The 26,015-nt window shown below is 66.4% G+C and carries 22 protein-coding genes; 10 read left to right on the top strand and 12 right to left on the bottom strand.

The genetic code is table 11. The features are described 5' to 3' along the window. Positions 1-90: 90 nt before the first annotated feature. Entirely contained in the window at positions 91-396 is a 306-nt protein-coding gene (locus EO139_RS14380) for a hypothetical protein (protein ID WP_241235966.1), read from the bottom strand. Positions 397-783: 387 nt separating this feature from the next. Here EO139_RS14380 and EO139_RS14385 point away from each other — a divergent pair, with 387 nt between their 5' ends. Next, the gene (locus EO139_RS14385) at positions 784-2,148 is read left to right on the top strand and encodes an NAD-dependent succinate-semialdehyde dehydrogenase (protein WP_126971179.1); all 1,365 of its coding nucleotides are present in this window, start codon (positions 784-786) and stop codon (positions 2,146-2,148) included. Positions 2,149-2,421: 273 nt separating this feature from the next. Here the strand turns inward: EO139_RS14385 and EO139_RS14390 are convergent, their stop codons facing one another. From EO139_RS14390 to EO139_RS14430, 9 genes are all read right to left on the bottom strand, one after another. Next, positions 2,422-3,423 carry a magnesium and cobalt transport protein CorA gene (locus tag EO139_RS14390; protein WP_047125205.1) on the bottom strand — a complete coding sequence of 334 codons (1,002 nt, stop codon included), beginning with the start codon at positions 3,421-3,423 and terminating at the stop codon, positions 2,422-2,424. 14 nt (positions 3,424-3,437) lie between these two features. Continuing rightward, positions 3,438-4,691: a DUF4105 domain-containing protein gene (locus EO139_RS14395; RefSeq protein WP_241235969.1), complete on the bottom strand. Its 1,254-nt coding sequence runs from the start codon at positions 4,689-4,691 to the stop codon at positions 3,438-3,440. A gap of 14 nt (positions 4,692-4,705) precedes the next feature. Then, positions 4,706-5,584, bottom strand: coding sequence for a transporter associated domain-containing protein (locus EO139_RS14400; protein WP_016901625.1), 879 nt, complete (start codon positions 5,582-5,584; stop codon positions 4,706-4,708). A 99-nt stretch (positions 5,585-5,683) separates the two neighbouring features. Beyond that, positions 5,684-6,202 (bottom strand): hypothetical protein, encoded by a 519-nt coding sequence (locus EO139_RS14405; RefSeq protein ID WP_126971183.1) that lies wholly within the window; start codon positions 6,200-6,202, stop codon positions 5,684-5,686. Next, positions 6,202-6,687, bottom strand: coding sequence for an rRNA maturation RNase YbeY (gene ybeY, locus EO139_RS14410; RefSeq protein ID WP_104582154.1), 486 nt, complete (start codon positions 6,685-6,687; stop codon positions 6,202-6,204). The genes EO139_RS14405 and ybeY overlap by 1 nt, the downstream gene beginning before the upstream one ends. Positions 6,688-6,710: 23 nt before the next feature. Further along, complete coding sequence (locus EO139_RS14415; RefSeq protein WP_126971185.1) at positions 6,711-7,265, bottom strand: hypothetical protein; 555 nt, start codon at positions 7,263-7,265, stop codon at positions 6,711-6,713. Further along, on the bottom strand, positions 7,262-8,251 hold the full coding sequence (locus tag EO139_RS14420) for a PhoH family protein (RefSeq protein ID WP_126971187.1): 990 nt from the start codon (positions 8,249-8,251) through the stop codon (positions 7,262-7,264). Before EO139_RS14420 ends, EO139_RS14415 begins: the two co-directional genes overlap by 4 nt. Positions 8,252-9,043: 792 nt before the next feature. Further along, entirely contained in the window at positions 9,044-10,498 is a 1,455-nt protein-coding gene (miaB, locus tag EO139_RS14425) for a tRNA (N6-isopentenyl adenosine(37)-C2)-methylthiotransferase MiaB (RefSeq protein WP_104649064.1), read from the bottom strand. 69 nt (positions 10,499-10,567) lie between these two features. Beyond that, entirely contained in the window at positions 10,568-11,182 is a 615-nt protein-coding gene (locus tag EO139_RS14430; protein WP_119128638.1) for a glutathione S-transferase family protein, read from the bottom strand. Between the two features lie 97 nt (positions 11,183-11,279). Here EO139_RS14430 and EO139_RS14435 point away from each other — a divergent pair, with 97 nt between their 5' ends. From EO139_RS14435 to EO139_RS14470, 7 genes are all read left to right on the top strand, one after another. Beyond that, the gene (locus EO139_RS14435; protein ID WP_119128858.1) at positions 11,280-12,248 is read left to right on the top strand and encodes a WYL domain-containing protein; all 969 of its coding nucleotides are present in this window, start codon (positions 11,280-11,282) and stop codon (positions 12,246-12,248) included. Between the two features lie 49 nt (positions 12,249-12,297). Further along, positions 12,298-13,287, top strand: coding sequence for a lytic transglycosylase domain-containing protein (locus EO139_RS14440; protein ID WP_119128639.1), 990 nt, complete (start codon positions 12,298-12,300; stop codon positions 13,285-13,287). A 376-nt stretch (positions 13,288-13,663) separates the two neighbouring features. After that, positions 13,664-14,308: a ubiquinol-cytochrome c reductase iron-sulfur subunit gene (gene petA / locus EO139_RS14445; RefSeq protein WP_026064126.1), complete on the top strand. Its 645-nt coding sequence runs from the start codon at positions 13,664-13,666 to the stop codon at positions 14,306-14,308. Continuing rightward, positions 14,308-15,567 carry a cytochrome bc complex cytochrome b subunit gene (locus tag EO139_RS14450; RefSeq protein ID WP_104649060.1) on the top strand — a complete coding sequence of 420 codons (1,260 nt, stop codon included), beginning with the start codon at positions 14,308-14,310 and terminating at the stop codon, positions 15,565-15,567. Before petA ends, EO139_RS14450 begins: the two co-directional genes overlap by 1 nt. Then, positions 15,560-16,318: a cytochrome c1 gene (locus tag EO139_RS14455; RefSeq protein ID WP_164739859.1), complete on the top strand. Its 759-nt coding sequence runs from the start codon at positions 15,560-15,562 to the stop codon at positions 16,316-16,318. Before EO139_RS14450 ends, EO139_RS14455 begins: the two co-directional genes overlap by 8 nt. Positions 16,319-17,160: 842 nt before the next feature. Continuing rightward, a complete protein-coding gene (locus EO139_RS14465; protein ID WP_024939278.1) occupies positions 17,161-17,796 on the top strand; it encodes a glutathione S-transferase N-terminal domain-containing protein in 636 nt (211 codons plus the stop codon). A 78-nt stretch (positions 17,797-17,874) separates the two neighbouring features. Further along, positions 17,875-18,318 (top strand): ClpXP protease specificity-enhancing factor, encoded by a 444-nt coding sequence (locus tag EO139_RS14470; protein WP_104582164.1) that lies wholly within the window; start codon positions 17,875-17,877, stop codon positions 18,316-18,318. Between the two features lie 202 nt (positions 18,319-18,520). Here the strand turns inward: EO139_RS14470 and EO139_RS14475 are convergent, their stop codons facing one another. Further along, positions 18,521-18,865: a DUF3301 domain-containing protein gene (locus EO139_RS14475; RefSeq protein WP_119128642.1), complete on the bottom strand. Its 345-nt coding sequence runs from the start codon at positions 18,863-18,865 to the stop codon at positions 18,521-18,523. Between the two features lie 230 nt (positions 18,866-19,095). Between EO139_RS14475 and EO139_RS14480 the strand changes: the two genes are divergently transcribed. Then, on the top strand, positions 19,096-23,490 hold the full coding sequence (locus EO139_RS14480; protein ID WP_119128643.1) for a DEAD/DEAH box helicase: 4,395 nt from the start codon (positions 19,096-19,098) through the stop codon (positions 23,488-23,490). On the opposite strand, the gene EO139_RS14485 is transcribed toward EO139_RS14480, so the two are convergent. Continuing rightward, positions 23,430-24,050, bottom strand: coding sequence for a DNA-3-methyladenine glycosylase (locus EO139_RS14485; RefSeq protein WP_119128644.1), 621 nt, complete (start codon positions 24,048-24,050; stop codon positions 23,430-23,432). The two genes, EO139_RS14480 and EO139_RS14485, sit on opposite strands and share 61 nt — an antisense overlap. A gap of 296 nt (positions 24,051-24,346) precedes the next feature. Between EO139_RS14485 and EO139_RS14490 the strand changes: the two genes are divergently transcribed. Next, positions 24,347-26,005 (top strand): methyl-accepting chemotaxis protein, encoded by a 1,659-nt coding sequence (locus EO139_RS14490; protein ID WP_119128645.1) that lies wholly within the window; start codon positions 24,347-24,349, stop codon positions 26,003-26,005. The last annotated feature ends 10 nt before the right edge of the window (positions 26,006-26,015 follow it).

Genomic DNA, 26,015 nt, shown 5'->3' on the forward strand with positions numbered 1-26,015 from the left:
ACGCCACCGACATCCACGATGGCTGCACGCCGATTGCGGACGCCTGATGCGGCCACCGGACGCCGGGCACGGCAGTTGGTTGGGCCGCTGTTACCTGGCCGGAGGCGTGTACCCGCTGTCCCAGGGCTGCGGCTTGGTCAGGTAGCACTGATACTCGGCGCTGATGTCGTAGCCCTGTTGCTCGACCTTGGGTTGTTCGTCGGCGCGATCCTTGTCCTTGTTCTTTCCGTTCTTGTCGCCGTCGTCCTTGGATTTCTGCTTGCTCGGATAGATCGTGACCATGTTCGGCGACGAGTGCGCGGTGACGAATTGGCGGATGGCAGTGTCCGAGCAGGCACGCAGTGCCTCTTCCTCGCAGGGTTGGCTGGGATTGGGCAGCGTGTTGTTGCAGCTCACGGTGACAAATCCGTTCGGGCCGGGGCGCGGGCCGTGCAGCATGTCCTGCAGGACGGCGCATCCCGGCAGGCAGGCGCCGATGCCAAGTACAACTAGAACAATCAGATCCCGGCGCATCGTGGTGGTCTTCCATGAATGGATGAAGCTGCCAAGTGCCGAATGCTAGAGCATTTTTGTGCGGTGGGACGGTCAGGACAGGGCAGGGCTGCTTTCATCAGCGTGTCTGGGTGCGTTGTTCCAACTGCCATTGATCCGCGAGCGGTGCGATGTGGGTGCGGCATTGCGTCGCGGCTCGGGTAAACACAGCGTTGCAGCGATTTGCTGCGGTTGTGACGCGGCTGCAACTTGCCGGCGACTAGCATGGCGGGCCTGTAACAGGAGACCGTCATGTCCTACGACACCGTCAACCCGGCCAATGGCCAGGTCGAGCACACCCAGCACACCCTCGACGCCGCCGCCATCGAGGCGCGTCTGGCTGCTTCCGCCAAGGCATTCCCGCAGTGGGCGGCGCTGCCGTTGGCCGAGCGCGGCGCGCTGTTGCGGCGCGTGGGCGAAGAGCTGACCCGGCGGCGCGAGGAGTTGCAGCGCATCATGACCGCCGAGATGGGCAAGCTGCGACACGAGGCGCTGGCCGAGGTCGACAAGTGCGCACAGGCCTGCGCCTATTACGCCGAGCATGCGGCCGAATATCTGGCACCGCGCGACATCCCGACCGAGGCGCAGTCCAGCTATGTGCGCTACGAGCCGCTGGGTTGCGTGTTTGCCGTGATGCCGTGGAATTTCCCGCTGTGGCAGGCGTTTCGTTTCCTCGCCCCGGGGCTGATGGCCGGCAATGTCGCGCTGCTCAAGCATGCCAGCAATGTGCCGCGCTGTGCCGATGCGATGAAGCAGGTGCTCGATGCCGCCGGTATTCCGCCCGGCGTGTTCGACGTGCTGCATATCGACAACGATCAGGCCGCAGATGTGCTGCGTGACGATCGCATCGCCGCGGTGACGCTGACCGGCAGCGAGCGCGCCGGGCGGTCGCTGGCTGCAAATGCGGGCGATCAGTTGAAGAAGTGCGTGATGGAACTGGGCGGCAGCGACGCGTTCGTGGTGCTGGAAGACGCCGACCTGGAGCACACCGTCGCTTCAGCCGTGCAGTCGCGTTTCGACAACAGCGGGCAGACCTGCATCGCCGCCAAGCGCTTCATCGTGGTGGACGCCATCGCCGATCGCTTCATCGAACGCTTCGTGGCCGCCGCGTCCAAGCGCGTGCTCGGTGACCCGCAGCAGGAGGGCACCACGCTGGCGCCCATGGCCCGCGCGGATCTGCGCGACGAGTTGCACAAGCAGGTACAAGCCAGCGTGGAAAAAGGCGCCAAGGTGCTGCTGGGCGGCGAACCGGTGCCTGGTTCGCATGCCGGCTATCCGGCCACCATTCTCGATCACGTCGCCCCGGGCATGCCGGCCTACGAGGAAGAATTCTTCGGTCCGGTGGCCTCGGTGATTCGCGTGCGCGATGAGGCGGAGGCGGTACGCGTGGCCAACGACACCAGCTTCGGCCTGGGCGGCAGTGTGTGGACTTCCGATGCCAAGCGCGGCGAGCGTGTGGCGCAGCAATTGCAGTGCGGCGCGGCGTTCGTCAATTCGGTGGTCAAGAGCGACGTACGCCTGCCGTTCGGCGGCATCAAGCGCTCGGGATTCGGCCGCGAGCTGGCCGAGCACGGCATCCACGAGTTCATGAACATCAAGACGATCTATGTGGCTTGATGGCCGGGATTGGCGATTCGGGATTTGGGATTCGTAAAAGCAGGCCTTCCTTCTCCCCTCGGGAGAAGGTGCCCGAAGGGCGGATGAGGGTACGGGCAGCCCACGATGATGCCGACGCCTTCAAACCAGCCAGTACAGAGCCAGCGCGCCTTGCAGTACGTGCAGTGCGGGAACCTCCAGCAGCTCTGCGCCAAGCCAACACTCAGCAGTCAGAAAAACCTGCTCTACCCATTCCCGAATCCCGAATCCCGATTCCCAGGCCGCAGCGCGGCCTCAAAGCCACCGCGCACGCTTGAACAGGCGATACAGCACCAGGCATGAGGCGACCACGCCGGCGACCAGCAGTGGATACGCGTAGCGTTTGTCCAGTTCCGGCATGTGGGTGAAGTTCATGCCATACCAGCTGGTGATCAGGGTGGGGGCGGCCAGCAGCGCGGCCCAGGCGCCCAGGCGCTTGACGGTTTCGCCCTGGGCCAGGGTCACCATCGACAGGTTGACGCTCAGCGCAGTGCCCAGCATCTCGCGCAAGGTGTCGATGGCGTCGTTGATGCGCACCGCGTGATCGAGCACGTCGCGCAGGTAGATGCCGACTTCGTCGTGGATCAGCGAGCCCGGGTTGCGCTTGAGGTGCGAGAGCACGTCCTGCAGCGGCGCCACCACCAGCCGCATCTTGTTGAGTTCGCGCTTGAGCTCGTACAGGCGCACCACGGTTTCGCGCTTGTAGTTGTCGGCAAAGATGTCCTTTTCCAGGCCTTCCAGCGTGTCGCGGAACTCGTCCATGATCGGCAGATAGTTGTCGACCACGAAATCGAGCACGCCGTACAGGCAGAACGAGGCGCCCATGCGCAGCATGGCCGGTTCGCGTTCGACCCGGTGCCGCACCGGCGTATACGACAGCGATGCGCCATGGCGCACCGTCAACAGAAAGCGCGCGCCCAAAAACGCGTGCGTCTCGCCGTAGCGGATGCGCTCGTTGACCAGCTGCGCGGTATTGACCACCACGAACAGGGAGTTGCCGTAGCTCTCGGCCTTGGGGCGCTGGTGCGCCTTGAGCGCATCCTCGATGGCCAGATCGTGCAGGCCGAACTCGTCCTGCAGTTTGTGCAGCACCGATTCCTGCGGCTCGTACAGCCCCACCCAGACGAACCCATCCGGGCGCTGCAGCACGTCGCTGATCTGCTCCAGGCTGATGTCGTGGCGTTCGCCCTCACCGTCGTAATAGGCACAGGTGATGACGCAGGAGGGGTTGTCCGGATGGCGGCCGTGGTGGTTCATGGACGCATCCTGGATCAGCGCGTGCGCACGGACAAGTCACGCCGCCGCAAGGCGATGGCGAGCGCGGTGTGGATGGGCAACAGCAGCAGCACCCATTGCAGGTTGTCCTGCGCCTGGAACGACAGCCAGTGGATCAGCAAGGCCAGCAGGGCTGAGCCGGCGACCAGCCAGCGCAGCACGTCGAACCAGCGTCCGGGCCGGCGCCCGCGCAGCAGGGCGATGCCGCCGACCCACAGCAGCACGCACAGCGGGTTGACCAGCAGCAGGTTGCGATTGGCCCAGGCCGATTGATGCACGGTGAAGTCCCACAGATACACCAGCAGGCCGCCGCCGATCGCGCACAGCAGCCAGTACGGCAGGGCGAGAGCGGCGAGCACGCGCTGCCGGCGACCGAGCGCCAGCACGCCGGCAGCGACGATCAACCCGGTCAGCAACCATGGCCACCAGTGCCGTTGCTGTTCGGCCGGCTCCGGTGCGATGCGATGTGGCAACAGCACCTGCGTGGACTGCACCAACGGGCGGCCGGCGCTGTTGTGCACCTGGGTCAGGCTGTCGGCCAGCCGCATCGGTACGAAGGCTTCTTCCCAGCGCGACAACGGGCGGTCCGCGTACGGCCCCAGGCCCAGGTCGAAGCCCAGCCACATCCACGGGGCGGGAGAGGCCAGGCGTACTGCCTCGCTGCGGTAGGTATTGCCACGCGAGCGCCCGGCCAGTTGCGACTTCAATGCGCCGCCCATCGCCCGGTCCAGCGTGTCGCGGACCATCGTGGCGCAGTTGGCCACGAAATAATCGTAGTGGTAGCGCGCGTTCTCGGGCCGGCTGCGGACGGCCAGCCCGTCGGCCAGCGCGCGCGCCTGGTCCGGTGGCAGATCCAGCCACTGGATGCTGACGCCGCGGCCGACCGCGCGATATTGCTGCAGGTCTTCGTCCAGCGGCAATGCAACCAGGTAGTACATCATCTCGCCACGCGCGAAACGCGGAACGAAATCCGGCTCGCTGGGATCGAAGAAGCCGAAGTTGTAGGAGGTGGCCTGCCCGGTGACCGGATCGACCACCACGATGGCATCGTGGCCGAAGCGCTCGAAGAACACCTCGCCCGGCTGCATGGTGACCACGCCGACACGCGGTGCCGGCACGGCGGGCTGGGCCGCCGCCCGATCTGCACCCTGGGCAACGGCGGCAGGCGCCACCAGCAGTGCAAGCAACAGCAGCAGACAGGACGCCGCCCATCGCCGAACCCTGCCGCGGCCTGTTGCTGCAGCAGTCATGCGGTGCGAAAGGTTCAAGCGTCGTCCTGCGGGTCTGGCGGCAGGATGGTCACGTGGAAGGCGTGCACGCGCCGCGCATCGGCCTTGGCCACGCGGAACGCAAAGCGCCCCAGCGTCAGCTCCTCGCCGGTTTCCGGCAGATGCCCGATCGCATCGGTAACCAGGCCGCCGACGGTGTCGTACTCGTCATCGGGGAAGTCGGCGCCAAAGCGCTCGTTGAAGTCCTCGATCGGCGTCAGCGCATCGACCACATAGCGGCCGTCGGCCTGGATGGCGATCAGCGAATTCTCTTCCTCGGCATCGTCGTGCTCGTCGTCGATCTGGCCGACGATCTGCTCCAGCACGTCCTCGATGGTGACCAGCCCGGCGACACCGCCGTACTCGTCCACCACGATGGCCATGTGGTTGCGCGACAGGCGGAATTCCTTGAGCAGGACGTTGAGCTTCTTCGACTCGGGGATCAGCACCGCCGGGCGCAGCAGCTCGCGCACATTGCCGGGGCCGTTGTCGGCGACCACGCCGCGCAACAGGTCCTTGGCCAGCAGGATGCCGAGCACTTCGTCCTTGTTCTCGCCGTGCACCGGGAAGCGCGAATGGCCCGATTCCACCACCTGCTTCATCAGGTCGATGAAACGCGCCTCCACCGGCAGCGAGACCATCTGCGAGCGCGAGATCATCACATCGCCCACGGTGAGCTCGGACACGGAGATCGCGCCTTCCATCATGCGCAAGGTGTCTGCGGCGATCAGGCCGTCCTGTTCGGCGGTCCGCAGCAACGCGACCAGTTCGTCGCGGGTATGGGGCTCGCCAGAGAAGGCAGCGCTCAGGCGCTCGAGCCAGCTACGGCGTTTTTCGGGTGTTTCTTGAGATTGGCTACTGTCGTCTTCGGACATCGTGACGGGGGGCGGCACCCGGCAAACCAGGCGATAGCAGGCAGTCTAACAGGAAGCCGCTAAGGCGCTGTAGACGGGGCGGGCGGGGCGGGCACCGCGTCAGGGCAGGTCCAGGCTGTAGCCGCAGCCGACCACGGTCTTGCCCGGATGCGACTTCACGTTGGAGACGCTGAGCACGATCGATTCGATCATCGCCTCGCCGGTCTTGGGGTTGGTGGTGTCTTCGCTGACCAGCTCGCGGCCGTACATGACCTTGTCGGCGTTATCCACGCCCAGTTCCAGGTTCAACTGCTTGGCCAGCGGGCGCGGGTCGGGCAGGTCCAGCAGCGCCATGACGCTGGCGCCGGAGAACGCGATATGGGTGGTGTGGTGGCCGAACACGCTGATCGGCGTGTTGAGCGTGTACTCGGTCATGAACAGGTTGGCCTGTTCCAGCGGCGTCCAGCCCAGCGCCACCGCCTTGAGCGGGTCGGCCAGCACCGGCGCCAGCGCGTTGAAGTCGCCGATACGCTGGCGGCATTCGATCAGGGCCGGCAGGTCCGGACGCACCGGCGCGGTCTGGGCCCAGGCGCCGGAGCAGGCCAGCAACAGCAACGCGGTGGCGACACAGGCCCGCATCAGTGCTCTCCCGCATAGGGATCGTCGATGCCGAGATCGGCCAGGATCTCGCGTTCGAGTTGCTCCATCGCGTCGGCCTCCTTGTCGTCCTCGTGATCCCAGCCCAGCAGGTGCAAGGTGCCGTGCACGGTCAGATGGGCGTAATGGGCGGCCAGCGACTTGCCTTGTTCGGCGGCCTCGCGCGCCACCACCGGCGCACAGATCACCAGATCGCCGAGCAGCGGCATCTTGATGCCCTTGGGCAGGCCCTCGGGCAACTCGGCCGGAAAACTCAGCACATTGGTGGCGTAATCCTTGCCACGGTAATGGTGGTTGAGCGAGCAGCCTTCCTTCTCATCGACAATGCGCACCGCCAGATCGGCCTCGCGGATGCGCCCCTTCAGCGCGGCCGCCACCCATTTGCGAAAACTCACCGCCGACGGCAGGCCGGCGCGCGGCAGCGCATAACTGACAGCGACGTCGAGGCGGACAGGTCCACGGGTCATGGGGAGAGTTTCCTGGGCTGGGGTCAGTGCGTGCACGTGATCAGCAGTATCACCGCAGGCCCGTTGGCCACGCGGTAGCTCGAACTTCCGATCGGGCCGCGCCCGCAGCCGTGATTGTAATCCCGCACCCGCAACCTTGAAACGAATCCGGGGTGATCATGCACCCAGACCGCAGCGATACCGCTTTCCAGGAGCCCGCCGACCAGTGACTGGCTTGCGCGGTGCGCGTGCTGGATCGGTGAGCTTTCGCAGCCGCGTGCATCGGTGACCGTTCCCGGTAGATCGAGCAGCCAGCGTGCACTGCGCCCTTGCTGCCAAGCACCGAATCGTGCGCGCTCGTTTCCTGCCGGCATATCGCCTTGCGCCTGTTCGGCCAGTTTCTCCAGGTACGTGGTTGGAATGCTGATGCTGGTGTGGTCGGCAGCCAGCGATACACAGGGGGGCGCCACTTGCGCCGCCGGGATCACATCGCGATCCACAACGGGGATTCCAGGTCCCGGCGGCGCTTCGGTGGCATCGAGCGATGCCGCCGCGAGCAATCCGCTTGCCAACGTCAGGCCGGCAAAGCGCAGCTTCATTCAGCGTTGTTCTTGGTAGCGGCGTCCTGCTGATCGCGCTTCTCATAAGCGGTAACGATGCGCTGCACCAGCGGGTGGCGCACCACGTCGCGCGCCTCGAAGAAGGTGAAGCTGGCGCCGTCCACATCGCGCAGCACCTCGATGGCGTCGCGCAGGCCGGATTTGACGTGCTTGGGCAGGTCGATCTGGGTCAGGTCGCCGGTGACCACCGCGGTGGAGCCGAAGCCCAGGCGGGTCAGGAACATCTTCATCTGCTCGATGGTGGTGTTCTGCGCCTCGTCCAGAATCACGTAGGCATCGTTGAGCGTGCGGCCGCGCATATAGGCCAGCGGCGCGATCTCGATGACGTTCTTTTCCAGCAGCTTGACCACCTTTTCCACGCCCAGCATCTCGTACAGCGCGTCGTACAGCGGGCGCAGGTACGGGTCCACCTTCTGGCTGAGATCGCCAGGCAGGAAACCCAGCTTCTCGCCGGCTTCCACCGCCGGGCGCACCAGGATCAGGCGCTGTACGCGCGATTCGTTCAAGGCTTCCACTGCGCTGGCCACGGCCAGGAAGGTCTTGCCGGTACCGGCCGGGCCGATGCCGAAATTGATGTCGTGCGTGGCAATCGCATGCAGGTACTTGGCCTGGTTGGCGCCGCGGCCACGCACGGTGCCGCGCTTGACCTTGATCGCCACGTCCTGGGCCACGTAGGAACGATCGACCACGTGCTCGACATTGGCATCGTTCAGGCGCAGGTGGATGGCGTGGTTGTCGAACGTGGTGGCGGCGGCTTCCTCGTACAAGGCCTTCAGCAGCGACTGCGCGGCGGTGACCGCCGGCTCCGGGCCGGTGATGCGGAAGATGTTGCCGCGGTTGGCGATCTCCACGCCGAGCTTGAGTTCGATCTGGCGCAGGTGCGCGTCGAACGGGCCGGCCAGATTGGCCAGGCGCTCGATGTCGTCGGGTTCCAGGGTGAAGTCGCGATGTGCAGGTGAGTTCATGGTCGGATCGGACCGCGCACGCATGCGCTGGTCGGTTGGGCGGCAGACGAGGGTAGCGCGCAGCGTGTGATCCCACCAACACGCCCGGGCACTGCAATCACCCGGTCTGGCCGGGACCCGGCGGCGTGCGCGGGTTTTCCACAGTCGCTGTGGAGTCACGCATCACTAACCTGTGGATAAAAATTGTGGCGCCTACTCGCACAAGGTCTGGCAGGCAGGTGGCGAAAAAATCGCCACTGCGATGGCGGTTGTCCACAAGCGGTGTGGATCGAATTCGGCAAAGCCTGTGGGTAAGTGCTCGCACGCCTTGTGCTGCAAGGTGTTGCAGATGGGTGGTGAAATTTTGATCACTCGCTGTGCGTGCTGCGTGCTGAGGTGAGTCACTGTCGATGTTGTGGCTCTGCGCGATCAACAGATTGCCCGGGGTCTGCGAACGATGCGCGCTGTCGTTGGCTTGCACACCGAACATGGTCCAGTACAGCGCAAGGCCACAGGCGCAATTGCAGACGCTCGAGCGCCAGTTGGCGACTCAGCGCGATGCGCACGCCGCTGCGTGCTCGCGAAAGATCGAGGCGCGCGGCGTGACGCGCGTGAGCTGGCTGAAGTGCCAGCGTATTGCACACACGCACGCAGCCACGCAAGGTAAGAACCATCGCAGGCAGATGCGACATCGGGTGGCTGACGGCAGCACCACGACCGTCGCGACCGACCAGCACGCACTCTGTCCTCCATCACGAATCCGCCACCGAGCGCTGACGGAAGGCGCCAACGCAAGCCGGCGCCCGTGCCGCGTCAGCTTGCGCTGTCGTCCACCTGGATAAGGCCACGCAGCGAATTGCTCATCGCCTCGGTGATCAACACATCGACGAAGTGCCCGATCAGGCGCGGGTTGCCGGGGAAATTCACCGGGCGCATGTTCTCGCTCTTGCCGGTCAACTCGTTCGGATCGCGCCGCGACGGGCCTTCCACCAGAACCCGTTGCACGCTGCCGACCATGGACTGCGAGATACGCGTGGCGTGCGCATTGATCTGCGCCTGCAGGCGGGCAAGCCGCGCCTGCTTGACGGCTTCCGGCGTGTCGTCCTGCAGGTCCGATGCCGGCGTGCCGGGACGCCGCGAATACACGAACGAGAAACTCTGGTCGAAGCCCACATCCTCGATCAGCTTCATGGTCTTTTCGAAATCCGCTTCGGTCTCGCCGGGAAAGCCGACGATGAAGTCCGAGCTGATCGAAATGTCCGGGCGCACCGCGCGCAGCTTGCGGATCTTGGACTTGAATTCCAGTGCGGTGTAGCCACGCTTCATCGCCGACAGGATGCGGTCGCTGCCGGCCTGCACCGGCAGGTGCAGGTAATTGGCCAGCTGCGGCACGTCGCGATACGCATCCACCAGCGAATCGGAAAATTCCAGCGGATGGGAGGTGGTGAAACGGATACGACCGATGCCGTCGATCTGCGCGATGGTGCGGATCAGCAGGCCCAGATCCGCGTACTGCGCCGCGTCGCCGGCATCGGCGCCGTACGCGCCGCGATACGCGTTGACGTTCTGGCCGAGCAGGTTGATCTCACGCACGCCCTGCGCAGCCAGTTGCGCCACTTCTACCAGCACGTCCTCGAACGGCCGGCTGACTTCCTCGCCGCGGGTGTAGGGCACCACGCAGAACGAGCAGTACTTGGAGCAGCCTTCCATGATCGACACGAATGCCGACGGGCCATCGGCACGCGGCTCGGGCAGGCGATCGAACTTCTCGATTTCCGGAAAGCTGATGTCCACCTGCGACTTGCCCGATTCGCGCCGCGCGCGGATCAGCTCCGGCAGGCGATGCAGGGTCTGCGGGCCGAACACCAGATCCACGTAGGGCGCGCGCTTGACGATGGCCTCGCCTTCCTGCGACGCCACGCAGCCGCCCACCCCGATGATCACCGGCTTGCCGCCGGCCTTCAGTGCCTTCCAGCGGCCGAGCTGGCTGAACACCTTTTCCTGCGCCTTCTCGCGGATGGAGCAGGTGTTGACCAGCACCACGTCGGCGTCTTCGGGGTTGTCGGTCAGCTCCAGGCCCTCGGAGGCGGCGAGCACGTCGGCCATCTTGGCCGAGTCGTACTCGTTCATCTGGCACCCGTGGGTCTTGATGTAGAGCTTGCCGCGCACCACGGCAGGCGCCGACGGGCGGGCCACCGGCAGCGGCAACAGGGCAGGTGCGTCCACGGCGGTGGCCGCGGACAGGTCGGAAACGGATGTCCCGGGCATGGCGCTTATTCCAGGCGGGTAGAAGATAGCCGCACAGTTTACCCGCTTGCGCCGGGCCCGTCCGCCTGGTCAGGCCTTGGCGTTGGTCGCCTCGGCACGTGCAAACGCCGGCCGGTCGGCCATGCGGGCGATGTAGGCGCGGGTGCTGGCAGGCGGATCGACCAGGCCGAAATCGAGCATCCAGCCCAGCGCGCCGCCCCACAGCACATCGGCCGCGCTGCAGCGTTCGCCCAACAGATAGTCGCCCTTGGCCAGTTGCGCATCGATCACCTGCAGCACCGTGTCGCAGTCGGCGTAGGGCGAGATCGCGCGCGGCGGCGCGTCGCGCTTCAGCGCGCGGTCGATGATTGCCGGCTCGAACGCCGAGCCGTAGAAGGCCAGCCAGCGCAGGTAGGCGCCGCGATCGGCATCGCCCGGGGCCGGCGACAGGCCGGCTTCCGGATACAGCTCGGCCAGGTACTGGTAGATCGCACCCTGTTCGGTGACCACGCTGTCGCCGTGCCGGATCGCCGGAATCTTGCCCATCGGGTTGATCGCCAGGTAGTCGCTCGTCAGTTGCTCGCCTTTTTCCAGATTGACGATCTGCAGGTCGTAACTGGCGCCGAGCTCTTCCAGCAGCACCAGCACGCCGCGCGAGCGCGAGCGGGGATTGTGGAACAGGGTGATGTGGCGCTGGTCGGACATTGCAGGTTCCTTGGTGGAGGCGGAAGGCATGGGCCGCGGTACCAGCCCATCCTACGCAGCCATTGCGGACAGTTCCTGTCCGCAATACGGTAGCGCGATGGCTTCGACCGCTGCCCGCTTGTTGCGTCTGCTCGCCCTGCTGCAAGGCGGCCGGACCTGGTCCGGTGCGGCGCTGGCCGAGCGCCTGGACCTGCATCCGCGCAGCGTACGGCGCGCGGTCGAGCGCTTGCGCGAACTGGGCTACCCGGTGCAGGCCGCGCCCGGGGCCGGAGGCGGTTATCAGCTGGGGCAGGGCGCTGCGGCCCTGCCGCTGTTGTTTGAAGAGGACGAAGCGCTGACCGTGGCGATCGCCTTGCGCGCAGCGGCTCCGGTGATGCGCGGCATGGATGCGTCGGCGGCGCGGGTGCTGCGCAAGCTCGATCCCTTGTTGCCGCAGCGCAGCGGCCAGCGTGCCAGTGGTGCGCATGCGGCCACGGCCAGTCTGCCGATCACCGAGGACGCCGCTGCCTTGGTGGATGCGGCACTGCTGGCGCACCTGGCCAGCGCCAGCCGCGACCGGGCCACGCTGCGGCTGGACTATCGCCGGCATTCCGGCGCGCCCATCACGCGCTGCGTGGAACCGGCCTTGCTGGTGAACTACGGGCGGCGTTGGTACCTGCTGGCCTGGGACTGCAAGCGTCAGGACTGGCGTACCCTGCGGGCCGACCGGATCGACCAGGCCAGCGCGACCGGCGCCCGGTTCGCCGCGCGCGCGTTGCCGGAGGAGCCGCTGCAACTCCTGCGCAAGGCGATCGGCGAGTCGCCGTTTCCGTGTCGGGCCCGGGTACGCCTGCACGGCACGCTGGATGCACTCGCCGCGCGCATCCCGCCCTGGCTGGGCGCGCTGGAAGCCGACGGGCCGGCACATTGCTGGCTGGGCCTGGGCGCACCGAGCATGCCGGCCCTGGCGGCCAACCTGCTGCTGCTCGATCTGCCCTTCGATGCGATCTCCCCGCAGGCCGTGCGTGCTCCCCTGACCCAGGCGCTGAACGTGTTGCGGACGCGGCTGGAGCAACTGCCCGGATAACCGCGGCAGCCACTTGGCAAGCCGGGGCCAAGCTGGGACACTCCGCCGAATGAAGGGGATGTCAAGAGTGCTGGGGCTGCTAGTTGTCACGTTGTCGGCGGCGCCGGTCAGCGCCGGCACCTTGTACAAGTGCGTCAGCGGCGACGGGATCACCAGCTACCTGAGCAAGCGCCAGAGCGGGGCGACCTGCAGCGTCATCAGCAGCTACACCCCGGACCGGTCCGCGCGCCGCGCCGCGCCGTCCACGCTTCGGCCGACGCCGGGGGTGGCCGCCAACCCGGCGCGCAGCAGCGCCACGATCGACAGTGGCGCGCCGGCCACGATCATCAGCCAGCCAGCCAGCCAACCGCCTCCGCGCGCTGCCGAGCTCGCCTCGGCGCTGAGGCCGCGCGCGCAGGCGGTGTCGGAGTCGTCGATCGTTCAGCCGCCCGCTGCTGCCGCGGTCAATCCGCGCCGGGTGGTCAGCGGGCAGGTCTATTCGTACATGAAGGACGGTGTGCGCCATTACACCAGTGCGCGCCCGCGCCAGGTCGCCAGCATCCAGGGCCTGCGCACCATCCACTACAGCTTCATCGAAACCTGCTACGCCTGCGGGGCTAAGCCGGGCGTCAATTTCGGCGCGATCCGGCTCAATACCAACGCCTACCAGCAGGAAATCACTGCGGCCGCGCGCGAGTTCGGGGTCGAAGAGGCGATCGTGCGCGCGATCATCCATGCCGAGTCGGCCTACAATCCGCTGGCATTGAGTCGTGCCGGCGCGCAGGGGCTGATGCAATTGATGCCCGGGACCGCACGCCGCTTCGGGGTCAGCGATGCCTATGATGCAACGCAAAATATTCGCGGTGGCGTGCAATATCTTTCGTGGTTGCTGAAGCGCTTCAACGGCGATCTCACGCTGGCTGCTGCCGGCTACAACGCGGGCGAGGGCGCGGTGGATCGCTACGGTGGCGTGCCGCCTTACAGCGAGACCCAGCGCTACGTGCAACGCGTCGGCCTGCTGGCCGGACGCTATCGTGGGCAGGCCACGGCAGCCAACTGAGCTGCGTGCCTTCGCACGCATGCGCTGCCCGCTTCGGCCTGCCTTGACCGCAACCAATCGGGACGGATGTCGGGCGGCCACCACGTCGCGCAGGCAGCCCTCGCGGCTGCGCGATGCCGCAGCCCACGCGCAGCAGGTCTTCGCCGGGGCAGGGTCGATGCCAGCACTGCGTCACAGCTGTCGGTCCTGTGCCAGGCTGGCAAGTGATGCAATCGGCGCGCGCCTGCATCCGGTGTTTGCACTGCGCCGGTCCGACTGCGTACATTGCGTTGTCTGTGTATTAAGCGTTCCGCTACACTGCGGTCGATTCATCGCGGCTGGACCCCCCGCCAGCCGTTGGCAGCCTCACGCTACCTAATCAAGATCGGAGAGCCGGATGGCCAACGATGGGGTTAACGCACCTGCGGATATCGGGCGTCGCCGGTTTTTGACCGCGACAACGGCCGTGGTCGGTGCGGTCGGAGCAGGATTTGTCGCAGTTCCGTTCGTGAAGTCGTGGAATCCCAGTGCACGCGCCAAGTTGGCCGGTGCCCCGGTGACTGCCGACATCAGCGCCTTGCAGGAGGGGCAACGGCTGGTTCTGGAATGGCGCGGTCAGCCGATCTGGATCGTCAAGCGCTCCAAGGCGATGCTCGACGCGCTGCCATCGCTGGATGACCGGCTCAAGGATCCCAAGTCCGAGAACAAGGACCAGCAGCCGGACTATGTACTGAAGAATCCCGAATACCGCTCGATCAAGTCCGACATCTCGGTGCTGGTCGGGCTGTGCACGCATCTGGGCTGCTCGCCGGAAATGGTCGCCGAAATCCGCCCCGAGCCCTACGACCCGCAATGGAAGGGCGGCTATTTCTGCCCCTGCCACAAGTCGCGTTTCGACATGTCCGGCCGCGTCTTCGACGGCGTGCCGGCACCGATCAATCTGCTGGTGCCCCCACACCATTACGTGGACGACAACACCCTGGTGATCGGCGTCGATCCCGATGGTGCCGGTACGTCGGCCAACAGCACGGGGGCTGCCTGATGAGCAATATCCTGGTCCGTACCGCCAACGGTGTGTTCGATTGGGTCAACGAACGCGCGCCCGGGCTGATGCCCATGTATCGCAAGCATGTCAGCGAGTACTACGCGCCGAAGAACTTCAACCTCTGGTACTACTTCGGCTCGCTGGCCATCGTGGTGCTGGTCAACCAGATCGTCACCGGCATCTTCCTGACGATGCACTACAAGACCAGCGCCGCCGATGCATTCGCCTCGATCGAATACATCATGCGCGACGTGGAGTGGGGCTGGCTGATCCGCTACATGCACAGCACCGGCGCCTCGCTGTTCTTCATCGTGGTGTATCTGCACATGTTCCGCGGGCTGATGTACGGCAGCTACCAGAAGCCGCGCGAATTGGTGTGGATTCTCGGCATGCTGATCTACCTGGTGCTGATGGCCGAAGCCTTCATGGGTTATGTGCTGCCGTGGGGTCAGATGTCGTTCTGGGGCGCCAAGGTCATCATCTCGCTGTTCGGTGCCATTCCGGTGATCGGCAACGGGCTGACCGAATGGATCATGGGCGACTACCTGCCCGGCGATGCCACGCTCAACCGCTTCTTCGCGCTGCACGTGATCGCGCTGCCGCTGGTGCTGTTGTTGCTGATCGTGCTGCACATCGGCGCGCTGCATGAAGTGGGTTCCAACAATCCCGATGGCGTGGACATCAAGAAGGGGCCGAAGGGCAACCGCTGGGACGCGCACAAACCGGCCGACGGCATCCCGTTCCACCCGTACTACACGGTCAAGGATCTGGTCGGGGTCGGCTTTCTGCTGTTGATCGCGGCCTTCATCATCTTCTTCGCGCCGGCGTTTGGCGGCCTGTTCCTGGAGCACGACAACTTCACCGAGGCCAATCGCCTGGTGACTCCCGAGCACATCAAGCCGGTCTGGTACTACACGCCGTATTACGCGATGTTGCGGGTTGTGCCGAACAAGCTCGGCGGCGTGCTGGTGATGTTCTCGGCGATCGCGATCCTGTTCCTGGTGCCGTGGCTGGATCGGGCCAAGGTGCGCTCGATCCGCTACCGTGGCTGGATCTCCAAGGTCGCGCTCGGCGTGCTGGTGGTGTGCTTCGTGTGGCTGGGCGTGATCGGCTCCGGCCCCGGCACCGACGCGCACGAAACCTATGTCGGGCGCGTGCTGACCTTCCTGTACTTCGCCTTCTTCATCACCATGCCGGTGTGGACGCGGCTGGACAAGACCAAGCCGGTGCCGGAGCGGGTGACCACCCATGACTAATTCCAACGTGAGGTCATGGACGTCGCGCCTGGTCGCCCTGCTGTGCGGGCTGCTCATTGGCGGCGGTGCGATCGCGGCCGAAGGCGGTGCGGTGCAGCAGGCCGGCAACGACCTGAGCGACCGTGCCTCCCTGCAGCGTGGCGCGCAGTTGTTCATGAACTACTGTTCCGGCTGCCACTCGCTGAAATACCTGCGCTATTCGCGCATGGCCAGCGATCTGGGCTTGAGCGAAGCAGAGGTCATGACCAACCTCAACTTCACCGGCGCCAAGATCGGCGAACACATCGAAGGCACCATGCCGCACGATGCGGCGGCCAAGTGGTTCGGCAAGGCGCCGCCGGACCTGACCCTGATCGCCCGCGTGCGCGGCACTGACTGGGTCTATACCTACCTCAAGTCGTTCTACCTGGATCAGACCCGCCCCCTGGGCTGGAACAACCAGTTGTTCCCGAATGCGTCCATGCCCAACCCGCTGTGGGAGCTGCAAGGCCTGCAGCAGGCGCAGTTCGGCCCGCCCGACAAGGCGACCGGCGACAAGCCGGTGCAGGCGCTCAAGCTCGGCCAGCCCGGGCGACAGACGCCGGTGGAGTTCGACCAGACCGTGCGCGACATCGCCAACTTCCTCGAGTACGCGGGCGAGCCGGCGGCGCTGAAACGGCAAAGCATGGGCGTGTGGGTGATCCTGTTCCTGGCCTTGCTCACCTTCATTGCTTACTTGCTCAAGAAGGAATACTGGAAGGACGTGCATTGATCGTGCGGTGAACCCGAGGCGGCCGCGCAATGCCGCGGCCGCCCAGGAATAGCAACCGATCGCCCGGTGCATGCAGGCGCTGCGCAGGGCAGGGGTGCGCATGCTATGTGCCGATTCCGGGCCTGGGCCGCGTCCATCGGCGGTGGCGCAGTCGTTGAGCGGCATGGACGCCGTTCAAGAGCCTAGATCGACTCAAGAGCCTACATCGACGTACTTGCGGCGTGTGCCGCGATGGTGGGCGGGCAAGGGCCCTGCAGCACACTCGCAACGTCGAGGGCGCGGCGCCCTCACCGCTTGCGGGACACGCCGTGAACCCGTCCCTGGGGGCTCGGTGGCGGCATCCATGCCGCCACACGGTCCCGCAACCGGCAAGGGCACCGCACCAGACAATTGGTCGGCGCTCATCTGAAAGCCGTCTGTCGTGCGGTGTGCATCAGACGTGGAGCCGCTGCTCATGATCAAACGAGGCGCTTCCAGCACTGCTATTGCCATGCACACCGACCATCTCGACTGGTCCTTGCCCGCTCACCGTCGCGGGACCCTAAGCGGCATGGATGCCGCGCCGGAGCCTACACGGACGTACTTGCGGCGTGTCTCGCGATGGTGGGCGTGCAAGGGCCTGCACAGAATCCGCAGATCCGCTGCGGACCCTGCCGATGACGCGTCATCGCCGGCCGCGCCAGACATTGAACGCCACAATATGGCCAGTTGGTGTTTTTGAGGCCCTATCACCCTTGGCTTTTGCGTGACGTGATTGCACACTCGAAGGACCGTGGTGACGGTCGGCGTTGGGCCGGCCGCGCCGATGCGGCCGGCGGATTCCGGTCGTCGGAGAGCCTTGAATGGCGACGAGTGTGCGTATGCGGAATACCTTGACTTTGTTTTCGTCCAACGACGACGTGTTGTGCCACCGGGTCCGTCTGGTCCTGGCGGCGAAAGGGGTGACCTACGACCTGGTGCCGGTCGACCCGCAAAATCCCCCGGAAGATCTGATCGATCTCAATCCCTATCATTCGGTCCCGACCCTGGTCGAACGCGACCTGGTGCTGTACGCCGCATCGGTGGTCAGCGAATACCTGGACGAGCGCTACCCGCATCCGCCGTTGATGCCGGTCGACCCGCTCTCTCGCGCGCGCCTGCGTCTGGCGATGTTGCGGATCGAGCACGACTGGGTGCCGCAGGTGCAGGCCATCCAGCTCGGCAACAAGACCCAAGCCGAAGCCGGCCGCAAGCGCCTGAAGGAACTGCTCACCGCGTCGGTGCCGCTGTTCAAGGCCAGCAAGTTCTTCCTCAATCCGGAAATGAGTCTGGCCGATTGCGCGATGGCGCCGATCATCTGGCGACTGGACGCGTTGGAGATCGGGCTGCCCAAGGATGGCAAGGCGATCGAAGATTACGGCAACCGGATCTTCCGCAATCCCGGCTTCATCCGCAGCCTGACCGATCAGGAAAAGAAACTGCGCGACCTGCCAGGCTGATGCGACGGCTGTATGCCAACAGACCGACACCGCATCGCGCAGCCGCCGCTGCGGGCCGTGTGCGGGTAAAATGACGCCATGAGCGAAGATTTCCCCCGCATGACCAGCCATCGCCCGTACCTGCTGCGGGCCTTGGTCGAATGGATCAACGACAACGGCATGACGCCGCACGTTCTGGTGGACGCAGGACTGCCCGGCGTGCAGGTGCCTGCCAGTGCGGTCAAGGACGGCCGTGTGGTCCTGAACATCGCCGAGCGCGCCGTGGTCGGGCTGCAGGTCGACAACGAAAGCGTGCAGTTCACCGCGCGCTTTGGCGGCGTCAGTTATCCGGTGATGGTGCCGATGGCCGCCGTCCTGGCGGTATATGCGCGCGAGACGGGGCAGGGCATGGCCTTGCCGGACGATATCCCCGGTACCAGCACCGAACCGCCGGATCCGGGGGCGTCGCCGCCGCCGGGCGCGCCCACGCCGGACGAGCCGCCGGCTGCCGGCAAGCGTCCGCATCTGCGCGTGGTCAAGTAACCGGCAACGGGCGCGCACCGCGCGTCCGTCCGGTGCCGCGGCAGGTACGCGTGGTGTGTGCGCCGCGGTCGAATGAGGGCACCGACAGATGCGGTTGCAGTCACTGCGGCGGCTTCTTGAATGCGCTGCAGGACGCTGGTCTTCGGTTGCCGCCTGCAGGCCAGGCGCCTGCATGCATGCGTACACAGCGACCAGATCGCGGTCAGTTCAGGCGCTGATGATCCGGGCTCAGCGGTGTCACCGTGGCCACTTGCGGTCCGGTAAAGGCGATCAGCTGATCGCCGCGCAGCACCAGGCGGCCGCTATGCCGGTCGATGCCATCGTGCGAATACTCGAACCGGAACGTCCGCTCGAAGCCCAGCCAGCCGTTGGGCTTGCGACAGATGCGCAGGTTGGTGGAATGCACGCTCTGGTCCAGCCATTGCACGTCGGCGGCGCGGCAGGCGTTGCGGCCGAGGATGTCGGCACGTTCGGCTGCGGCACGCGAGGAGTTCCAGAACGCGTACAGCGCGGCGCCGGCAATCATGAAGAGAATCAGGCTGGGCATGGGCGTCAATGTGCCATGGCACGCGCCCGGTCGACAATCGCCGCGCCGGGCCGCAGCGTTGCGTTGGCCGCCGGCGAGGTCGCGCGCCGGTCGTCCTCCGATTTCATGATGCACCGCCATTGCTGCGGCTGGCTTGTGTGGGGCGCAGCGCAACCCCATCCATTGAACTCACCCCCTTGAATCCACGCGCCGTCGGTCCTGGCTTGGCATCACGGCCTGCGGTATCGCCTATGCATCCTGTCCTGCAGCAGTTCCATCCTGTCGTGGCTTCGTGGTTCGCGCAGACCTTCGCCGAGCCCACGCCGGCGCAGATTGCCGCGTGGCCGGCGATCCAGGCCGGACGCCACACGCTGGTAGCCGCGCCCACCGGCTCGGGCAAGACATTGACGGCGTTCTTCGCGGCGATCGATGCATTGATCCGCGACGGCCTGGCCAACGGCGGCGCGCTGCCGGACGAAACCCGCGTGGTCTACGTTTCGCCGCTGAAGGCGCTGTCCAACGACATCCACCTCAATCTGGATGCGCCGTTGCAGGGCATCCGCACGGCCCTGGTCGCGAGCGGCCTGCCGGACGTGGCAGTGCGCACGGCGGTGCGTACCGGCGACACCCCGCAACGTGAGCGGGCGCAAGCACGCCGCACGCCGCCGCATATCCTGGTGACCACGCCGGAGTCCCTGTACGTGCTGTTGGGCTCGGCCTCCGGACGCCATGCGCTACGGCATGTGCGCACCGTCATCGTCGATGAAATCCACGCGGTGGCGGCGGACAAACGCGGCAGCCACCTGAGCCTGACCCTGGAGCGGCTGCAGCGGCTGGCCGAGCGCCCGATCACCCGCATTGGCTTATCGGCGACGCAGAAGCCGATCGAGACCGTGGCGCAGTTCCTGGTCGGGGCGGGTGATGCCGGCCAGTCGCCGCCTTGCGAGATCGTGGACATCGGCTACACCCGCAAGCGCGATCTGGCGCTGGCCCTGCCGCCGACGCCGCTGAGCGTAGTGATGTCCAACGATCAGTGGCTGCAGGTCTACGCCGATGTCGCCAGGCTTGCGGAGCAGCATCGCACCACGCTGGTGTTCGTCAATACCCGGCGCATGGCCGAGCGGGCTGCGCGCCATCTTGGCGATCTGCTCGGCAAGCAGCGCGTCGCCGCGCACCACGGCAGCCTGTCGCGCGAGACGCGGCTGCTGGCCGAGCAGCGGCTCAAGGCCGGCGACCTCACCGTGCTGGTGGCCACCGCATCGCTGGAACTGGGCCTGGATATCGGCGATGTGGATCTGGTCTGCCAGCTCGGTTCACCACGCTCGATCGCCACCTTCCTGCAGCGCGCCGGACGCTCCGGGCACAAGGTCGGCGGCACGCCCAAGGCGCGCCTGTTCCCGCAGACCCGCGACGAGCTGGTCGAATGCGCCGCGCTGCTGGACAGTGTGCGCCGCGGTGAGCTGGACGCCTTGCGCATGCCGCTGGCGCCGATCGACGTGCTTGCGCAACAGATCGTGGCCGAGGCCGCGTGCGAGGACTGGGACGAAGACGCGCTGTTTGCCTTGGTGCGTCGTGCCTGGCAGTTTGCGCAGCTGAGCCGTGCGAGCTTCGACGACGTGGTGCGCATGTTGTGCGACGGCTTCAGCACACGGCTCGGGCCGCGTGCGGGTTACCTGCATCGCGACGCGGTGCATCGGCGCCTGCATGCGCGGCGTGGCGCACGCATGACCGCGCTGACCTCCGGCGGCACCATTCCCGAAACCGGCGACTACAGCGTGGTGCTGGAGCCGCAGGCCGAAAAGATCGGCACGGTGAACGAGGATTTTGCGGTCGAAAGCCTTACCGGCGATGTGTTCCAGCTTGGCAATGCCAGCTACCGCATCCTGCGCGTGGATGCCGGGCGCGTGCGCGTGGAAGATGCCAAGGGCGCGCCACCGAATATCCCGTTCTGGCTGGGCGAGGCGCCCGGGCGCAGCGATGAATTGTCGGCGGCGGTGTCGCGCCTGCGCGGCGAGATTGCGGTGCGGCTGGAGAGCCCGCCACATCAGGCCGCCTGCGACTGGCTGCACGACGTCTTGGGTCTGTCGGTGGAAGCTGCACGCCAACTGGTCGACTATCTCGCCCATGCCTGCACGGCCCTGGGCGCGATGCCGACCCAGCAGTGTCTGGTGATGGAGCGCTTCTTCGATGCCAGTGGCGGCACCCAGCTGGTGATCCACTCGCCGTACGGCAGCCGCATCAACCGTGCCTGGGGACTGGCGTTGCGCAAGCGCTTCTGCCGCACCTTCAACTTCGAACTACAGGCCGCCGCAACCGAGGATGCGATCGTGTTGTCGCTGTCCACCAGCCACAGTTTTGCGCTGGAGGAGGTGGCCCGCTACCTCCATTCGTCATCGGCCGAGCATGTGTTGATCCAGGCGCTGCTGGATGCACCGCTGTTCGGCGTGCGCTGGCGCTGGAATGCGACCAATGCGATGGCGCTGCCGCGCTTTGCCGGCGGCCACAAGGTCGCGCCCCAGCTGCAACGGATGAAGTCGGAGGATCTGCTGGCGACCGTGTTCCCCGACCAGGTCGCCTGCGCGGAGAACCTGGTGGGCGAGCGCGAGGTGCCGGACCACCCGTTGGTGGCGCAGACGCTGGAAGACTGCCTGCATCAGTCCATGGACAGCGAGGGCTGGTTGCAGGTGCTGCGCGGGCTGGAGTCGGGCGCGATCACGCTGGTGGCGCGCGATCTGGCGGCACCGTCGCCGCTGGCGGCCGAAGCCCTGAATGCGCGGCCGTATGCCTTCCTGGACGACGCACCACTGGAGGAGCGCCGCACCCAGGCCGTGCAGAGCCGTCGCTATACGCCGCAGAGCAGCGACGACCTGGGGCAGCTCGATCCCGAGGCTATCGCCTCGGTGCGTGAACAGGCCTGGCCGCAGCCGCGCGATGCCGAAGAAATGCACGAGGCGTTGGTCGGGCTCGGTGTGCTTCCGGTCGATGAAGCCGGCGATGTGCAATGGCAGGCGTGGCTGGCTGCACTCGCCGGCGATGGGCGCGCCAGTTGTCTCGCCTTCGACGGGGTGCCCGCGTTGTGGATCAGTGCCGAGCGCATCGACTGGTTTGTGCCGCTGTATCCGCATGCCGTTGCCCAACCGCCGCTACAGGCGCCGGCAGATTGCCGCGTTGCCGACTGGCAGCGCGACTGGGCCGTGCGCGAGCTGCTGCGCGGGCGCCTGTCTGCGGTCGGCCCGGCGCAGGTACCGGCCCTGGCGGGTGCATTGCGCCTGCCAGAGTCCGAGATCGTGCTTGCCCTGGCCGCGCTGCAGCGCGAGGGCTATGTCATGGCCGGCCACTTCAGCGCGCAGGCGCAGTCGGAAGAATGGTGCGAACGTCATCTGCTGGCGCGCATCCATCGCTATACCCTGGGGCGGTTGCGCCGCGAGATCGAGCCGGTGGCGCAACGCGACTACGCGCGGTTCCTGTTCGAGTGGCAGCACGTCGATGGCGCCAGCCGTGTGGCAGGGCCGGACGCACTGGCCGGCGTGGTCGGGCAGCTGGAAGGCTTCGAGGCCCCCGCAGTGCTGTGGGAAAGCGAGCTGCTGCCGGCACGCGTGCGCGACTACCAACCGGCCTGGCTGGACGAGCTGTGCACCGCCGGGCGCACCGTATGGGCGCGGCTGCGGCCCGGCGGCGGACGTGGCGGTGCCGCGCTGCGTAGCACGCCGATCGTGTTGCTGCCGCGCCGCGCCGCGCAACGCTGGAGCAGCCTGGCACGCGATGGCGACGACGCACCATTGGGCTCGCGCGCGCAACGGGTGGCGGAGGTCCTGCAGCAGCAAGGCGCCTTGTTCTTCGACGAGATTGCCGATGCGGCCCGGCTGATGAGCACCGAATTGGAAGATGCACTGAGCGAACTGGTGATGCGCGGGCGTGCGCATTGCGACAGTTATGCCGGGCTGCGCGCGCTGCTGGTGCCGGCATCCAAGCGGCCCTCGGCGCTGTCGCGCCACCGGCGCCGCGCCAGTGCCCTGGGCATTCGCGATGCCGGGCGCTGGGCGCCGGTGCGCGCGCTGCCGGAGTTGCCGCTGGCCGAGGCCGGCGAGCGTCATCAGGACATGCTCGAACATGTGGCGCACACCTTGTTGCGTCGCTACGGCGTGGTCTGTTGGCGGCTGCTGGAGCGCGAGGCGGCATGGTTGCCGCCGTGGCGCGAATTGCTGCGCATGTACCAACGCCTGGAAGCGCGTGGCGAAATCCGTGGCGGGCGTTTCATCGCCGGCCTGTCCGGCGAGCAGTTTGCGTTGCCGGATGCGATCGCCGCCCTGCGCCGCGTACGTGCGCAAGCCTTGCCGCAGCAGTGGGTGTGCGTGAGCGCGAGCGACCCGAGCAATCTGCTGGGCAGCCTCCTGCCGGGCGAGCGCGTCGCGCGCGTGCCCGGCAATCGGGTGGCCTATCTCGATGGCCTGCCGATGGCGGTATGGGCGGCCGATCGCTTCCAGCCGCTGCAGGACCTGAGCACCGAGCAGGCCGAGCAGGCCCTGCGCCTGCTGCAGCGTGGGCCTGGCGCCGCCGAGCAGACGCCGATGGAGCAGTGGCTGGCTCAGTCGCCCGGCAGCACCGCGCGCGCGCCTGTCGTCCGTGGCAGCGGACGCGACAGATAGCGGCTATCGGGCACCACCCAGCGCCATGGTGCATCCATCGCCTTGCGGATGCCGATGCGCGGCGTTGCCAGCGGCCCGGATGGCGGCGGCAGGCCATCGTCCTCGATCCACAGGCGTGCGCGCGCGTCGGTCAGGTCCAGCCCGTTGTCCGTGGCGTTCACGCCAAATGCCTGGGCCAGGCGACCGGGGCCGGTGGTCAAGCTCTTGAGCGGGGCGGCGCTGCGCGCGGCCTGCATCGCGGCGATTGCGGCCAGCGGCTCGAGCGCGCGGATCAGCACCGCATGCCCGGGCGCACCACCGCATACCGCGTTGATCGCCCAATGCATGCCGTAGATGAAATACACATACAGATGCCCCGGCGCGCCGAACATCACCTGCGTGCGTGGGGTCATGCCGCGAAACGAATGCGCGGCCGGATCTTCGCTGCCGCAATACGCCTCGACCTCGGTGATGCGGCCGCGGCGCCCATCCGCGCTGACCAGCACCTTGTTGAGCAATCGCGGTGAGACCTGGCGGGCATCGTGCGCATAGAAGCTGCGTGGAAGTGGCTGTGGCGACATGCGCCAAGCCTAACCGTGCAGTGGTGATGTCGCTGCGGACTGTCCGGGCATCAATCCGGGGGTAGGAATTTTCTGAATGCCTGGCCCTGCGAGCGCGTGACCGGTCACAAAAGCGCATATCCGATGGTGTGAATACGTGGTTAAACACCGTTTGTGTCTCAAGCGCGTTTTGACGTCGCCGATAGCCATTAGCGATTGGTTAGACAAGCCGCATCGCAGCGAGCGGCATCCGCATCACGCCACCGGGCGACCCTGCACTGCAGGTCGCACATGCACCATCTCAAGAGAACTTCCCAATGTTAGGCAACTTCAGAATTGGAACCAGGCTGATCGTGGCGTTCCTGATCGTCTCGGCGATCGGCGCATGCATCGGCTGGGTCGGCTATTCCAACTCCGGTCGTATCAGCGACCTGTCGACCTCGCTGTACCAGCGCGAGCTGCTCGGCCTGTCGAACGTGAAGGAGGCCAATATCAACCTCATCTACGCCGGCCGCGCACGCGCCAACCTGTTGTTGGCCAGCAGCGCCGAAGAGCGTCAGTCGCATGTGCAGAACATCGACAAGTACACCGCCAAGGTGGTCGACTACATGACGCGCGCGCGACCCAGTTTCCAGACCGAGGAAGGCAGGAACAAGCTGGCGCAATTCGACCGCGCCTGGCAGAAATATCTGGAAGAGCGCGGCCGCTTCATCGACGCCGCCAACCGCGAAGCCTTGCGCGACGCCAATCCGGAACTGGCCGAGTTGTCGCGCGCGGTACGCGCCAGTTCGGATGAAGTCGATAGCCTGATGACCGACCTGAGCGGGCTGCGCGAGCGCAGTGCCGCCTCGGCCAATGCCGAAGCCGGCAGCATCCACACGCGCAGCTCCCAGCTGCTGATCGCCATCATCTGCGGCGGCGTGCTGCTCGGCGCGATTCTCGGCGTGGTGATCAGCCGTAGCGTCACCGGCCCGATCCGCCGCGCGGTGACGGTGGCCAACGGGCTGTCCGAAGGCGATCTGACCATGCGCATCGACGTGCATGGCCGCGACGAGACCGCGCAGCTGCTCGAAGCGATGCGCACGATGGTGCAGAAGCTGTCGCAGGTGGTCGGCGAGGTCAACACCAGTGCCGAAACCCTGGCCAGCGCGTCGGAAGAAGTCAGCGCCACCGCGCAATCGTTGTCGCAGGCTGCCAGCGAACAGGCCGCCGGTGTCGAAGAGACCAGCGCCTCGCTGGAACAGATGACCGCATCGATCAGCCAGAACACCGAAAATGCCCGCATCACCGATGGCATGGCCACGCAGGCCGCCAAAGAAACCATCGAAGGCGGCGAAGCGGTGGTCGCCACCACCCAGGCGATGAAGCAGATCGCACAGAAGATCGGCATCATCGACGACATCGCGTACCAGACCAATCTGCTCGCGCTCAACGCGGCGATCGAGGCGGCGCGCGCCGGCGAGCATGGCAAGGGCTTTGCCGTGGTGGCCGCCGAGGTGCGCAAGCTGGCCGAACGCAGCCAGGTGGCCGCGCAGGAGATTGGCGAGGTGGCCAGTTCCAGCGTCGAACTGGCCGATCGTGCCGGCCGTCTGCTCGACACCATCGTGCCCAGCATCAAGCGCACCTCGGACCTGGTGCAGGAGATTTCCGCCGCGTCCGAGGAACAATCCTCCGGTGTCAGCCAGATCAATTCGGCGGTGGTGCAGCTGAGCCAGACCACCCAGCAGAACGCCAGTGCATCGGAAGAACTGGCCGCCACCGCCGAGGAAATGAGCGCGCAGGCCGAGCAGCTGCAGCAGAGCATGGCGTTCTTCCGCCTGGGCGGGCAGGGGCCTGCGAGCACCCCGCCCAAGCGCGGCAAGGTGGCGACCGCAGGCCCGGCACGTGCGCCCGGTACGCGCGGCTGGCGCAGCACCGCGGCGCCGGCCTATGCGATGTCCGAGGGCCCGGACGAAGGCCAGTTCGCCCGCTTCTGAGAGACCGATC

The sequence above is a fragment of the Xanthomonas sp. BRIP62411 genome (assembly GCF_003993525.1).
In the GTDB taxonomy this organism is placed as follows: Bacteria; Pseudomonadota; Gammaproteobacteria; order Xanthomonadales; family Xanthomonadaceae; genus Xanthomonas; species Xanthomonas euroxanthea.